This is a genomic window from Leptolyngbya sp. Heron Island J (genome assembly GCF_000482245.1).
In the GTDB taxonomy this organism is placed as follows: Bacteria; Cyanobacteriota; Cyanobacteriia; order Phormidesmidales; family Phormidesmidaceae; genus Leptothoe.
Window position 1 is genome coordinate 1 of the sequence record NZ_AWNH01000042.1, and the last position, 12849, is coordinate 12849.

The window sequence follows — 12849 nt, forward strand, 5'->3', positions numbered from 1 at the left end:
TTTGGGACTATGAAATTCTCGGTCTCCTATCACCAATGTTGGATAGGGTTTCAATAATTTTAGAGCGATTTTTAAGACTCGTTTTTGGGTCCTCAGATTACTGTTGCCTATATGGTCTAATAGCTCCCAATAGAGCGGTAATGCATGAGTCCCCCATACCAGGGTCACCATAAACAGATTACGTCCTTTCCATTGCGTTCGGTCTATCGCAATCAACCAATACCCATACTTCTGATGCGTCTTTTTTTTAGCTGACGACGATGCTCTCGATTGAGACGATGCCCCGTTTGAGCTTGTCGAATCCAATATTTGAGCAACGGAAACCACAACACTTTAAGGCTCAAACGAGGCAGGACTAAAAACCGTTGCAGGTTCCGTTTTCGACTCGCATATTTGATCGGTTGAGGAAATAGACTGGCTAAGGCTCCAAGAGTGACTTGACGATGCGCTTGTATCAAAAGTAACACTAATTCCAGCGTTAGATACTGCTGCTCGTTCAGATGCTTACGGCAAATCGTTTGGTATACTTGAGGCAACATTTTATTTTTTGTGGGGGATCCATAGTCCCCTATTTTTTTGCCGTTTTATTTTCCCAAATCATTGCCAACTATAGGCTTGAAGTTCCTTGTCACCCTCTAAGCTCAGCTTGTATCCGTTCTGGTAGTACAGCAACTAAATAGTTTTTTTCGTTTTTATCCATTGGAGTGACTCCGACGATTTTAGACTTTTACTTATTTGACTTATATGGACCATTCCCCCTCGAAAGATCAATCGCGAGGGGGAAATTAGCTAAACAACTAAGTTAGTTGTTTACGGCACCTTCAAGGGCAGGCTTCATTGCTGCTCCATCGACAGGGACTACTGTTTCACCGGTAGACTCTTCCTTGTCTGCTTCAGTCTTAGCCTTTGCAATTGCAAAGATGTACAGCCCAAAAACAGGCTTTGCTAAAACATCTGCAATTGTGTACCCGACCTGTACGCCGACAGTGGCAGATGCACCTGTGATACCAAATACAGGCAGTAGATAGGCAATCGGATAGACACCCCAAGACAATAGCAATAATAGACGCAGGCTATTGACTAATCCTTTCACTGCTGTCGGTTGACGGTCAATGGCTTTGCTAAGCTCAATCCAAAGTACATAGAGAATGTAAACAAACGGAATGGTGCTGATAGTTCCCCAGATTAGACGAGTGCTAATGCTGTTTGAGATCTCACCAGGGTATCCGGTTGCGATCATCACGATGGCTGCAGCTGCTAATTTAAGCAACAGAGATTTAGAAACCTTCGGAGCTAGAGCCAATACTGCAACAGCCTCAACTAACAGAAGAGGTACAGTCAGTAGCCAATCCGCGTAACGGTAAGCATCATTGAACGGTATACCTGTTACGTCGTAGACACCATTTTGCAGGGCATATGCGCCATCCCAAGCATTGAAGATTCGGAAATAATGATAGGTTGCAATGCTTACAACCAAGGCCGAGACCAATAAAGCAGGCCGATATTTCTCAGCTACTTGCGCTCTTGCATTGAAGAAAAAGAGTGCTGACGCTGCCATTGCAGCAATACAAAAGGAAAAGGCGTTGTAGACGAGTTCAAATTGCCCTGCAGAAAGTTCTGCAGGAAGAACTGCCAAAGGCGTTGTTAACATGGTTATCACTTGGAGAACTGTGTAACGTTGTTCATGACTAACAGTTCAGTCCAGTCGAGCGCCGTGTATACTCCTCAAAGAAAACGGTGATCAACTTGAGCCTTATTCCCAAGCTGTTTGCAACATCACGCAGTAAGCATCGATAATGCTATGCTCCTGCCGCTGCACGCATTAAAAAGTATTCGTGAACTCTCAATCTCGGTGACTAGTAACTATTAGTAGTCGCCGAAAAACAAAAAACAATGAGACTTGCTGATATGTAGAGAGTACAGCGAGGACCACACTGAAAATCGGCTATTTAGTACATTCAATTCGGATGAAACGACATGCCAAAAATGACTTAACACAAAATATTGCCGAATCAATTCGTAGATGGGAAGAAACTCTGGAGTGAAAGGATGATTACCTTTTTGAGTTTGTCGATGTGATTTTCGTTTCTTTAATCATCTACAAAACCAAGCTAACGCAATAAATCTACATGTGCGTCTAACATAAGTAAAGCTAATCATTTTGAAAAGAATCATTCATGTTTATTGACGTGGCTTACCTGTTTGCTCCCTAGCAGAGGACGCATTGATCTTTGAGGTGCACCCTCAATACCTATGGTCAGAGAATTTCAGGAGGATTGATCTGAAATAGTTTGAATGAGACCTCATGAGCACATTTATCCCTCATGATCGAAATTTTTCTTTACAATATATGTAACGAATGGTGACATTCGGGTCTGATTAATAACTCACCCAACAAGGATTAGAACGATGGAAAATCAAGATACAAAACTCGGTTTCACCCAGGCTTCAGAAACATGGAATGGTCGCTTAGCAATGCTCGGTTTTATTATCGGTATTGCAACTGAATTACTGACCGGCCAAGGAATTCTGTCCCAGCTAGGTTTGATGTAGCAGAGAAACCGTTGTGGATACCTTTCTGGTATCTACAACGGTCAAGCTGAGTCTCAATAACATTCGCTAATTTGGCGATGTGTAAAGAAGGTCGACTGCATCGCTTATTTAGTTGAGCAATTGCAGTTTTTGACCAGTTTTTTGCTTCTGTTTCGCACAAATTAGGTAGCAGCCTATCGGAAACGGCAAATTCAGGTTTTTAAGTTAATGTTTCCCAATCTTTTCGAAGCAACAAAGACGTACTGGCGAAAGCTAGATGAGTTGGAAGCTAGCTATCAGCAGGGTGAGGTTTCTCTAAAGGAATTAGATTCGAGGGTCGCTGAGCTGATGGCCGAACTTGCCCAAGAACGACGTCTGGCGTTCGTCGGCTTCTGGCATATCTTACGACATTGGTTCAACGCTCAAGGGCAAAGTCTTATCGGTTTCGGTATTTTGGTCTTTGCTGCTTATGGCTGGGTACTGGTCAACTCAACGTCTTGATTTTGAATATCAAGTTTAGCTCTGCATGATTGGAGAAAGTCACGCTCATGTCCAACACATCATCCATACAGGTAGGAGATCGAGCTCCGACTTTTACACTTCCAAGCCAGTTCGGCGCGTCTGTTAATCTTACTGATATACTCGGGCAAAAGTCGATTGTTCTCTTCTTTTATCCAAAAGACGATACGCTAGGTTGTACCGCTGAGTCCTGCGCGTTCAGAGATAGTTATGAGATTTTTCAGGAAGCAGGAGCGGAGGTAATCGGCATCAGTGCTGACTCACCTGCATCATATCAAAGATTTGCTAATAAGCATCGACTTCCATTTACTCTCCTCAGTGACACAGACAATCGAGTCAGAAAGCTCTACGGCGTACCTGCTACTTTGTTTGTGCTTCCTGGTCTCGTAATCTATGTCATCGATAAGCAAGGCATTGTGCAAAGTGTCTTCGACTCCCAGCTAGGCTTTCGGGCGCACGTGCAAAAATCTCTGAGAACATTACAGCGCATTTAGGTGGCCCCAGAGCGTCTACGAATTTTGCAGTAGTGCTAATTGATCTAGCTGAATATCCTGACCATGTGGACCTGAGGTTCAAACATATTTGGCTGAGGCGACAGAACACAGTTGACGTTGAATTAACGCTCCACACTCCTCTGACTGTCGAACTTCAGGTTCCAGTACGTGATGGAAAGACCATTAACGTGATATTCAATGTACTGCCCTTAAGTGAAAAGGCACACGGATTTTATGTGGATATTTACAGTAATCTGCCTTGGCCTAAATCCTTACTTCGCTTTGTGCTGGGCCTCGCCACAAGCTTAACTCTTTTAGAAGATCTTCCTTACTTGCGTAAGCTAACGGCGCTTAAGCAACAAAACCTGATGCGCTCAAGCAGTAGTTCTGATCGCGAGAAAGATGCAACAATTGACACGATGCAGCTTTATCACCGCTATGTCACTCTTTACAGCCCCGCCCCGGCTGCGGAGTTTGAACAAGGGACACTCCCTGTTTCCTAATAACTCCATCGCGCTTACAATATGCCACTAGATATATCAGCACAGTCGTTTGCTAAGCGTTATCAGGCGCTCACCGAGAAGACATATCGCCTGTTTCTGTTTGCCCTCGTTTACCCGAGTATTTGGTCTTCTGCTGGACTCGCCTCCCTTGTATTGCTGGTGCAATATTCTTTGGGACTCAGCTTCCAATGGCAACCAATCTTTTTGATATTTACATCGGCACTGATTCCTTACAATCTTGATCGTATTGCCGATAGCTACAAGCAAAAGATTCCCGATCAGAACGCTCAAGCTTATTTTCAACAAGGCTGGGGCTGGCTTGTGATACTAATTGCAACCTCCATAACCGCAATTTTGCTTTATTATGCTAATCGTTCAGTTTTAATGGTTAGCTTGGGTGGTTTGATATCACTGGTCTATGGACTGCCACTACTCCCTTGGAGACATCAGTATCGTATTAAGTTATTTCGCTTAAAGGATATCCCAGCAGCAAAAGCTTGGATTGTCGCTGGAATTATCACCTATGCTTTGATGGCTGTTCCGCTTGCGTATGCAAGGGCATCTCTGACACTTTCAGCAGGGTTGACTAGCCTCTTTTTATTCATTTTTATTGGTACAAACGCACATCTCTTTGATGTTCGTGATCTTGAATCGGATCGTCAAGCTGGGGTGCTGACTCTACCTCTACTTGTAGGAGTATTCAAAAACCGGCAGATTTGGTCTGTGCTGAATGTGCTTGCAGTTGTTTTAGTGAGTTTGGGATGGCTGCACCAGCTATCTGTGCCGCCGCCTGCAGTTGTTATTCCCTGCTTGGCGGTAAATCTGACGGCGTTGCGTCTGATTCAACCGGACACACCCCGGGCTGTGTACAACATCTGTTTAGACGGCTGCCTGTTTATCCCTGGTATCATTGTTTTGCTGGCAAATCTTATCTGAAGAATGCGCCTAAGCATGGGCAAATGCTTCTGGAGGACTGAATAAGCTGAGTAAATTTGGAAAGCGTTCTACACCTTAAATTGGGGCATATTCTGGCGACAATAACTACAGTACCAGTAAATTTTTCCTGAGCGTACATGCCGAAGTAAAATGTCTGAGCAACAAAGGCAAATTTGCTTATCGTCTACAGATTTCTTAGTAGTTGGACTTATCCTTTGTGGCCCAGTGTAAGCAATTGGTCTAGTTAGCGATCTCATTAAATGAATTGGTGAAGTTCTATTTGAAGCATTAGACCTTTTCAGCAATAAGGGATATGCTCAAATTTTGTTGAAATAGCTATATAAGGGTGAAAATGCAGTTACGATGTTCACGCTATTGCAGTGATCGAGATAGCACTCATTTAGAGTGGCAGTGAGCTTAAAAATCTCTCTTCAAGAAGATTAAGTATCTAGAAAAAATATTTGTGCTAGGCAAAACCTTCACGTAAAAGGTTCTTGATCTCACCATAGCAAGACCGAGTTAAAACCTTAGCCAAGCGCCCTGCCTGTTTGCCTTGATACTGTTCTCTAAGAGAATCTGTAATCCAAATGGGGCTGCCAACTGAGAGATTCACACGATGATAGTTAACGGACGGGTGCCAACCAGGCTGGTCAAAAAGCGGTTCCGATGGATCAAATAAGCTGAATAGTTTGAGTGGTGCCATTGGGCTAATGGTCTCTTCAATTGCTGAAATAGCTACTGGCAGAATAGCTAACTTTTGCACAGGTACCCGTAGTGCTAGATGAGCAAACCCTCTGTGAAATTGGCTAAGTTCATTTGGATTAGTCGCTTGGACCATTGGGCGTGCTCCCTCTGGGAAAATACCAACGGGCTGATAAGCTTGTAATAAATCAATCGCTTGCTCAAAAAAGACCTGCCGACGCTGGCCAGGCGCATCCAGAGGCACACATCCTAACGTAGAGACTATTTCCTTTAGGACAGGAACCTGACTCATGTAGTGATGACAAGCAAATCTTACTGAACGGCCCAACGCGTTCATCACTAGCGGTAAGTCTAGAAAACTACGGTGGTTGCTAATCACTAGCATCGCTCCCATGGACGGAATTCTTTCTGCGTGACGAACACTTACTTGAGTGCCTGTTGTGATCAACAAACTGTGGGATATGTGCAACGGTAAGTCAAAGGACATGAGTCAAACAGATGAATATAACTTTGACTAAGAACAGTTGAGCTACTTTGTAAAGCCTGTTTTATGAAAGCAATCCGCAAAGAAACAAGCTCCCACCAGACCATTCGGCTATGGTGAGGAGCTTGATTTTCAGGAGATAGGAGAACTTGGCTGAAAGACTTAAATGCTATGCAGCTACCAAAGCGCCTTCGATTGCACCGTTAGCTGCTTTCCATGCTGCTAAGCCACCGGTAAGCTCAGAAACATTTTGGAACCCAACTTCACGGAGTTTACAAGCCGCTTCTGCAGCCTGCTCATCAGAACTGCCATAGATGTAGATGTCACGTTCATACTCAAGAGATGCAGAGACACTTACCACCAATTCATCCATGGGCATTAGAATTGCCCCGGTAATGTGACTTGAGTTGAAAGCATCTCTACTTCTGACATCAATGATAGTCAGAGCAGGTTCGCCCCAATCAAGACGATCTTTGAGGTCAGAAACAGTAGACTGAGCCTTAAGAGGCCCTGGAATTGAAAAAAGGAATGAAGGGGTAGGCATAACGTTAAACAGCCAAAGAGACTGTAATCAGGAGCGGTACTTTTACAATGTAACGCAATCTAAAGAAAATATTAATTTATATTTCAATACAATGAACATTTTTGGATGGACTTAGTGTAGGCGCTATAAGTAAATTTGCTCATCAAACCGTTTTTGTAAAGCTCAACTAAAAAAATGTGTTCTGCTACGCTTAGGAACTTCTCAAATTCGAGAGCGATGATTCTTTCAGGGTAGTTAACTTATTTTCAGTATCAGCTTCGAACTCACAGCATCCAGATTTCACAACACAGCTTTGAATTCATCAATGCCAAGGGGCTTATTTATAAATATGGAGGCTATCGGCAATGACTGATTTTACAGAGCCAGAAACATCTCAAGCCTGCTCAGTATGAGGCGTTCGCAGTAGAACTATTCATCGGTGAAAGACTTATGCCAATCTGTTGCTTGTTGGTGAATCTGAGCTAAATCATCCTTGGGATTGGAGCTTATCTCGATTGCGTATGCTTACTTTACTAACACATACAAACTCCCAGTGCCTCTGAACTTTTTCGGGGGCTTTGTCATGGAAATAATTCGTTGAATACCTTGCTAAGGAAAAGTGTGTATTCAAAAAAAGTCTGGTGTTACTATGCCACTCTGACATAACAGATGCAGCGTTTACCCAGAACCTTAACCTAACACTAAACCACTTACGATTGATATATAGGCATAATTGATTACCATATTTTTTTTGCGCTTGCAAGCCTTGTAACATAGTGTTAAGTTGGCAATTATAAAGGTCAAAGATCACTGTTGAGGTTGCTATGAGCGTCCGTGAACAACTTTCCTTAGAGCACCAATTTGAACTAAAGGCCTTTGAACAGAAAGTTAAGCAGCTTTCCCATGAAGATGCTCAGACATTACTCGTGCAATTGAAAGAGTTAATGCTCTTTCAGAACGCATCTTTTAGCGAGATCCTTAGAGAAGCTTGGGGTATTGGCTAATTCATTGGTTTTATTTTTGGATTTTTTTACAGAGCCCAACCGTCGATATTTTTAGAAGATAGCCATGACAACACAACTGCTCAGATTGGAGCAACAGAAGGTGCCTCAGACCAGCAGTGCTCTAGCGATTATCTTTTTCCTGCTGGGTATGCCAAATTTTTATGCCGCCCTACAGCGCCGACCGAAGCATCAAAGATCAGCTGTGTCATTTTTTCCAGTAAAGGGGATGTTACTCTTTATGGTAGCAACAGGCGGAACTCTCTCCTGGCTAATGTTCTAGTCAGAAATTGGTATAAGACTTGTCCCAATCTATTGCTTGCTGGTGAATCTGAGTTAATTCTCTGCAGTCATCTTGTCTAAGTTCTTCAAGATAAAGCCCATACGGCCCTGTGATTGGAGTTTATCTCGATGTCGACCCAGGAAATCCCAGTAGAAAAAGTTGAATGGGCAGGCATCTTTACCGATACGAGCCTTGGCATTTTATCGGCATGATTTACAGCAGTTTAAAAAAACTGCTGTAATGTTTATTTTGCGAATTCTCTAAGCAGTTCGTACATAAGCTATTGGGAAAGACTTATTTAGATAGGTCTTGAAATAAGTGATTTGTCCACAAATATTTCAACATAATATCGCTTGTTTCTTAGGCACTATTGCAGAGGTAGCAGAGTATTTTTATAGCTAAACAGGAGTTTCATTAGCTTTTGGAGACCCGCCAGAGTCATGATGGAGAACAATTGGGATAACTAAAAAATCTGGGGGAATGGCAAGGCTCGTTTACCTCAGTTTCACTGGAGGGAGAGATCCTAGACTCGACTCCTTCAATTCTTAACTTGGAAGGAGTTGAAGATAATCAGTTAGTAAAATTCAGGATACGTCGGTTTGGTTCTGGTGGCTACAGTGAACCTCCCGTTTCAGACTTCTCATAAGAATATCGCTATCTAGGAAAACAAGCAATATTTTTCGAAACAGGGGCTTTTTCTAAAGGTTCACTGCAACTGGCACCCTTCAGTGAATTTGGGGCGAAATACGGATTTTTCGCTAAAAATCGTCGATTGCGTTTCGTTCAACTCTACGATCGTCAGGGAGAGTTGAACAGTCTTACCCTGATTCGAGAATTTCGTACAGGCACCAATGCCCGTGAACGCCCTCCCCTGACCATTGAACAGTTGGTGGGGCAGTGGCAAGGGACAGCTTTGACGGTTTACTCTGATTGGCAGCCATCTGCGACCTATACCACTCACTTGGACGTCAAAGAAATCAACGGTGGACGTTTGCAACAAACCCTATCGTTTGGCGATCGCGCCATTACATCAACTGCTCAAATAGCAGGTAATATCCTCAAATTTGAAGATGGTCCTACCCCACGAAAGATTTTATTATTACCTGATGGAACGTCCAGTAATACCCCTCTGCGCCTCAAACTCCGGCAAGCGTTCTTTGTTGAGTTAGGTTGGCTAGTGACAGACAATGAACGTCAACGATTGATTCGTAATTACAACGAAAAAGGTGAGTGGGTGAGCGCAACCCATGTGATTGAACACAGAGTCAGATAGTTTTTTTGAAGTCTAGATATTGCACTTACGGATGAGCAATTTAGTTTGGTATCGCAATGATTTACGCCTGCATGACCATGAGCCAATGCATCGTGCACTTCAGCAAGACGCTCAGGTTATTCCAGTCTATTGCTTTGCTCCACGTCATTCTTCCACGACTTCTTTTGGTTTCCCAAAGACTGGAGCTTTTCGAGGACAGTTTTTGCTTGAAAGCGTAGCCGATTTGCGCCATTCGCTAAAACAGTTGGGCAGTAACCTAATTATCCGATATGGCTTACCCGAGGACGTGATTCCACAACTCGCCCGGCAGTTCAACATCAAAGCAGTTAATATTTGAACTATTATGGCGAGATTTTTTCCGTTTCATTTGTGCAAAACATGGCGATCGCATTTTTTACCGCTCTGGATTGCAACGATTAACGATTGCTTGGCAGGAAGACTGGCCAAGATTTCAACTTTGGCAAGCGGGCAAGACCGGTTTTCCATTAGTTGACGCAAACATGCGAGAACTAGCGGCTACTGGCTTTATGTCTAATCGAGGCAGACAAAACGTTGCCAGCTTTCTCACTAAAAATTTGGGAATTAACTGGCAGATGGGAGCAGAATGGTTTGAATCTCAATTGATTGACTGCGATGCCTGTAGTAATTGGGGAAATTGGAACTACGCTGCAGGTGTTGGCAATGATGCACGAGGCTTCCGATACTTCAATATTCTCAAGCAATCCAGTATGTACGATCCCACTGGTGACTACATCAGACATTGGCTGCCAGAACTTATGCAAATTCCTGAAGATAAAGTTCACCAGCCAGAGAAATTAACTATGGAGGAGCAGAAAAGATATCAATGTCAATTAGGCATAGATTACCCGCGCCCAGTTGTAGACTTCTTTAAGTCCATAAAGTCAAACGAGCGACTTTACAATTCTGCATTCACTAGATAACAAACTCCCTGGAAAATATGGCACGTCAGCGCTCTAAATCGAACCTTCCCACAAAAGTTTGTCCCGTTTGCAATCGTTCCTTCAGTTGGCGCAAAAAATGGGCCGACTGTTGGGAGGAAGTAAAATATTGCTCGGATCGGTGTCGCCGCCGCCGCTCAAACGTCAAGACTGACAAAGAGAGACCAGATTCTGATTCGTAACTTTCCTAAAGTACTGACTTGGGAAATTAGGAAATATAAAGAAGCAACAACTGAGATAACGACATCCCCATAGCTGGAGCTACTTTCCCCAGTTAGTGATGCTATTTATGAACCCTTTTGATTTTGCGAACGGAAGCGTCCACTGTCAAAGCTCCGCCGCTGCAAATGTTTAGTTTTGCGACCAGTAACACGCTTGCGCCACATCTTGAAACTGGAATGCTTCATTTCTTGCCGCATCAGAGTAATGACCTGTTTTTCCTTAAGGCCATATTGCAGCTCAATAGCTTCAAAGGGAGTGCGGTCCTCCCAGGCCATTTCGATGACTCGGTTAACAGTATCGGAATTTAGACCAGAAAGTTTCATTAAAGGGGTCTCTTTAGTGTTGCACCAAAGCAAGGAATCAGAAGTCATTATCTTAGGCCATGCCTGCTACCGAGCGGCAACCTCTGGCAAAGCTGCAATTTTTTTTCTGATGTTGCTATGGGAAGAGGGCTAATCAAGCGAGATTGCCATAGCCAAGCTCCCAGACCAACCATTCCATTGGACACACAGGCAGCACCAAAAATACCGGTAATTCCAAATAACTGACTACCCAAGTAGGCTAATGGAATATAAAGAAGCAACAACCGAGATAACGACATTCCCATAGCTGGAATTGGCTTTCCCAAAGCGTTAGATGCTGAACTAGCCGTCAAAACGACTCCCAGGGCACCATAGCTAATAGGCACAAGTGTTAAATAAATACTGGCACTAGAGATGACGTCAGGATTACCATCAAACCAAGCAATGACTTGAGATGACGACATTGCCAGCAAGACACAAATGATAGCTCCCCAACCCAGGCAGAAAGAGAAGCTTAGTCGAAGTGCATGCTTTACCCTGTCGTATTTTTGAGCCCCCCAATTCTGCCCAACAAAAGGACCAATACTGGCTGAAATTGCCAAAGGTACAATTAGGGCTACGGCCTCTATCCGTGATGCTAGCCCAAAACCAGCCACGGCTTCAGCACCATAACGGGCCATCAACCCTGTAATAACTCCGACAGACAAGGGTGAAATTAGATTAGTTGCGGCTGCAGGCACACCAATAAATAAAAGGCGATACCAACTTTTCGCTAGTGTTGCCAAACTTGGCAAGGTAAACAGTAATAAGCGCTCTCGGAAGTGAAGGAAGGCAAGAGATGCGACGAGAGTACCCGCACGTGAAAGCACCGTTGCCAAGGCAGCCCCCTGAATACCTAATGCTGGAAACGGACCCCAACCAAATATAAGCAGTGGGTCGGCCACAATGTTAGCAGCTGCAGCAAACGTCATAATCAGGCTAGGAACCATTGTATTGCCAGAAGCACGAATGGCACTATTACCAACCAGGGGAACAACCAGGAAAACCATTCCCAAATACCAAATGCTCATGTAATCACGAATCATTGGCAGAAGGACAGGAGCAGCTCCCAAAGCCGCAAATAAAGGCGTAATTGTCATCAAGCCAAGAACAGCAAGAATCCCAACAATAAGGAAAGATAGCAGCAAACTATCTGTAGTCAGACGCTGTACCTTCCGCCGATTCCCTTTACCGATTTCTCTAGCAATAACAGAGGCTGCACCTGTGCCTAAGCCCATGGCTACGCTTGCCAAAATGGACACTACTGGAAAAGTAAAACTGATAGCTGCTAGTTCATTCGTGCCTAACTGAGCAATAAAGTATGTGTCAGCCAGACTAAACGCCAATATTGCTAAGACACCCCAAACCATGGGAAGTGATAGCTTGAGGAGCTGATGAGAAACTCGACCTGTTGTGAGAGAAGACTGCATTACTAAGTTGGAGGGTTTGGCAGGCTGCGGCTTATCAAATTTCAGTGACAAGCTCAATAGGTGTTGCAGGCGATAAGAAATTATTGCGATCTTGGAGAAGAAATTCGCTATAGTCGGCTAAATCGTCTAAGCCTAAGCAAGTCAATGCTATTTCTGCACTTAACCAGAACAGAATTTTCAAAAGGAATTTAGGCCAATAAATTTGCATGGTCTGGTGTCGCTCGTGAGCATTAACTTGCTTGCTAGAAAATAAGCGCTTAAGCCGACTTTTAAGCTGTTAATGGGTTAATGCCCATCTTGCCAGCAATAAGGCGTAGGACTGCAATCTGTTGATTGAAACCCAGTACTATGAGCTTATTCAGGACTGCTGTTGCCGGTGCAGAGAGCTGATAGTCCTGCGGTACTGGAACAACATCTCCAGAGCGCATCCACTCGGCTAACTGATACCAAAATGCCAGTTTGTTGTTGCTAGTCAGGCATCCGTAATCTCGAGTCATGGCATTGTTAGTTCCTGCGACTAAATCGCGCATAAATTGCAGTTGCTCTTCATGAGATAGATTAGCCACTTGATAGATTAAATCTCCGGCTAATTTGATCCGATCTGTTGCGCCAGAAGCCGCAGGCGTCACTAAGCCTCCCATGTTTTC

The 12849-nt window shown here is 43.8% G+C and carries 17 protein-coding genes and 2 pseudogenes; 12 read left to right on the forward strand and 7 right to left on the reverse strand.

The window, feature by feature from the left end; translation table 11 throughout:
* Both N836_RS51785 and N836_RS51790 read right to left on the reverse strand, forming a co-directional pair.
* Nucleotides 1-539 (reverse strand): annotated as a pseudogene (locus N836_RS51785) (IS4 family transposase); the annotation flags it as partial.
* Nucleotides 540-802: 263 nt separating this feature from the next.
* On the reverse strand, nt 803-1651 hold the full coding sequence (locus N836_RS51790) for a bacteriorhodopsin-like (RefSeq protein ID WP_023072700.1): 849 nt from the start codon (nt 1649-1651) through the stop codon (nt 803-805).
* Between the two features lie 758 nt (nt 1652-2409).
* Between N836_RS51790 and N836_RS51795 the strand changes: the two genes are divergently transcribed.
* The 5 genes from N836_RS51795 (at nt 2410) to N836_RS51815 (ending at nt 4984) form a co-directional block, all read left to right on the forward strand.
* Nucleotides 2410-2553 (forward strand): chlorophyll a/b-binding protein, encoded by a 144-nt coding sequence (locus N836_RS51795; protein ID WP_023072701.1) that lies wholly within the window; start codon nt 2410-2412, stop codon nt 2551-2553.
* A 207-nt stretch (nt 2554-2760) separates the two neighbouring features.
* On the forward strand, nt 2761-3033 hold the full coding sequence (locus N836_RS51800; RefSeq protein ID WP_023072702.1) for a hypothetical protein: 273 nt from the start codon (nt 2761-2763) through the stop codon (nt 3031-3033).
* A gap of 47 nt (nt 3034-3080) precedes the next feature.
* Nucleotides 3081-3545, forward strand: a complete 465-nt coding sequence (locus tag N836_RS51805) for a peroxiredoxin (protein ID WP_023072703.1) — start codon at nt 3081-3083, stop codon at nt 3543-3545.
* 32 nt (nt 3546-3577) lie between these two features.
* Entirely contained in the window at nt 3578-4048 is a 471-nt protein-coding gene (locus N836_RS51810; RefSeq protein WP_023072704.1) for a hypothetical protein, read from the forward strand.
* A 159-nt stretch (nt 4049-4207) separates the two neighbouring features.
* Nucleotides 4208-4984 (forward strand): UbiA family prenyltransferase, encoded by a 777-nt coding sequence (locus N836_RS51815; protein WP_200867410.1) that lies wholly within the window; start codon nt 4208-4210, stop codon nt 4982-4984.
* Nucleotides 4985-5450: 466 nt separating this feature from the next.
* Here N836_RS51815 and N836_RS0137995 read toward each other — a convergent pair whose 3' ends face one another.
* Together N836_RS0137995 and N836_RS51820 are read right to left on the reverse strand one after the other, a co-directional pair.
* Nucleotides 5451-6173 carry a lysophospholipid acyltransferase family protein gene (locus tag N836_RS0137995; protein WP_031292699.1) on the reverse strand — a complete coding sequence of 241 codons (723 nt, stop codon included), beginning with the start codon at nt 6171-6173 and terminating at the stop codon, nt 5451-5453.
* Between the two features lie 166 nt (nt 6174-6339).
* On the reverse strand, nt 6340-6714 hold the full coding sequence (locus tag N836_RS51820; RefSeq protein ID WP_023072707.1) for a rhodanese-like domain-containing protein: 375 nt from the start codon (nt 6712-6714) through the stop codon (nt 6340-6342).
* Nucleotides 6715-7517: 803 nt separating this feature from the next.
* Between N836_RS51820 and N836_RS51825 the strand changes: the two genes are divergently transcribed.
* The 7 genes and pseudogenes from N836_RS51825 (at nt 7518) to N836_RS74610 (ending at nt 10391) form a co-directional block, all read left to right on the forward strand.
* Nucleotides 7518-7697 carry an NblA/ycf18 family protein gene (locus tag N836_RS51825; RefSeq protein WP_023072708.1) on the forward strand — a complete coding sequence of 60 codons (180 nt, stop codon included), beginning with the start codon at nt 7518-7520 and terminating at the stop codon, nt 7695-7697.
* A gap of 64 nt (nt 7698-7761) precedes the next feature.
* Nucleotides 7762-7977: a hypothetical protein gene (locus N836_RS51830; RefSeq protein WP_023072709.1), complete on the forward strand. Its 216-nt coding sequence runs from the start codon at nt 7762-7764 to the stop codon at nt 7975-7977.
* A gap of 520 nt (nt 7978-8497) precedes the next feature.
* A pseudogene (locus N836_RS78045) lies at nt 8498-8767 on the forward strand (DUF3598 family protein); the annotation flags it as partial.
* A 99-nt stretch (nt 8768-8866) separates the two neighbouring features.
* Nucleotides 8867-9250: a DUF3598 family protein gene (locus tag N836_RS78050; RefSeq protein ID WP_327058698.1), complete on the forward strand. Its 384-nt coding sequence runs from the start codon at nt 8867-8869 to the stop codon at nt 9248-9250.
* 31 nt (nt 9251-9281) lie between these two features.
* Entirely contained in the window at nt 9282-9587 is a 306-nt protein-coding gene (locus tag N836_RS77545; RefSeq protein ID WP_023072711.1) for a deoxyribodipyrimidine photo-lyase, read from the forward strand.
* 52 nt (nt 9588-9639) lie between these two features.
* Nucleotides 9640-10191: an FAD-binding domain-containing protein gene (locus N836_RS77550; protein ID WP_235071091.1), complete on the forward strand. Its 552-nt coding sequence runs from the start codon at nt 9640-9642 to the stop codon at nt 10189-10191.
* A gap of 17 nt (nt 10192-10208) precedes the next feature.
* The gene (locus N836_RS74610; protein ID WP_071789047.1) at nt 10209-10391 is read left to right on the forward strand and encodes a DUF2256 domain-containing protein; all 183 of its coding nucleotides are present in this window, start codon (nt 10209-10211) and stop codon (nt 10389-10391) included.
* A gap of 105 nt (nt 10392-10496) precedes the next feature.
* On the opposite strand, the gene N836_RS51845 is transcribed toward N836_RS74610, so the two are convergent.
* The 3 genes from N836_RS51845 to N836_RS51855 all read right to left on the reverse strand — a co-directional run.
* Nucleotides 10497-10754 (reverse strand): TIGR03643 family protein, encoded by a 258-nt coding sequence (locus N836_RS51845; RefSeq protein ID WP_031292700.1) that lies wholly within the window; start codon nt 10752-10754, stop codon nt 10497-10499.
* Nucleotides 10755-10801: 47 nt separating this feature from the next.
* The gene (locus N836_RS51850) at nt 10802-12202 is read right to left on the reverse strand and encodes an MATE family efflux transporter (protein ID WP_023072714.1); all 1401 of its coding nucleotides are present in this window, start codon (nt 12200-12202) and stop codon (nt 10802-10804) included.
* A gap of 269 nt (nt 12203-12471) precedes the next feature.
* A partial coding sequence (locus N836_RS51855; RefSeq protein ID WP_023070895.1) for an orange carotenoid protein N-terminal domain-containing protein occupies nt 12472-12849 on the reverse strand: 378 nt, incomplete at its 5' end.

What these genes read in the sequence shown, in the direction of transcription:
- N836_RS51790 (WP_023072700.1), bottom strand. Translation starts at nt 1,651, where the DNA reads ATGTTAACAACGCCTTTGGCAGTTCTTCCTGCAGAACTTTCTGCAGGG.
- N836_RS51795 (WP_023072701.1), top strand. Translation starts at nt 2,410, where the DNA reads ATGGAAAATCAAGATACAAAACTCGGTTTCACCCAGGCTTCAGAAACA.
- N836_RS51800 (WP_023072702.1), top strand. Translation starts at nt 2,761, where the DNA reads ATGTTTCCCAATCTTTTCGAAGCAACAAAGACGTACTGGCGAAAGCTA.
- N836_RS51805 (WP_023072703.1), top strand. Translation starts at nt 3,081, where the DNA reads ATGTCCAACACATCATCCATACAGGTAGGAGATCGAGCTCCGACTTTT.
- N836_RS0137995 (WP_031292699.1), bottom strand. Translation starts at nt 6,173, where the DNA reads ATGTCCTTTGACTTACCGTTGCACATATCCCACAGTTTGTTGATCACA.
- N836_RS51820 (WP_023072707.1), bottom strand. Translation starts at nt 6,714, where the DNA reads ATGCCTACCCCTTCATTCCTTTTTTCAATTCCAGGGCCTCTTAAGGCT.
- N836_RS51825 (WP_023072708.1), top strand. Translation starts at nt 7,518, where the DNA reads ATGAGCGTCCGTGAACAACTTTCCTTAGAGCACCAATTTGAACTAAAG.
- N836_RS51830 (WP_023072709.1), top strand. Translation starts at nt 7,762, where the DNA reads ATGACAACACAACTGCTCAGATTGGAGCAACAGAAGGTGCCTCAGACC.
- N836_RS77545 (WP_023072711.1), top strand. Translation starts at nt 9,282, where the DNA reads ATGAGCAATTTAGTTTGGTATCGCAATGATTTACGCCTGCATGACCAT.
- N836_RS74610 (WP_071789047.1), top strand. Translation starts at nt 10,209, where the DNA reads ATGGCACGTCAGCGCTCTAAATCGAACCTTCCCACAAAAGTTTGTCCC.
- N836_RS51845 (WP_031292700.1), bottom strand. Translation starts at nt 10,754, where the DNA reads ATGAAACTTTCTGGTCTAAATTCCGATACTGTTAACCGAGTCATCGAA.
- N836_RS51850 (WP_023072714.1), bottom strand. Translation starts at nt 12,202, where the DNA reads ATGCAGTCTTCTCTCACAACAGGTCGAGTTTCTCATCAGCTCCTCAAG.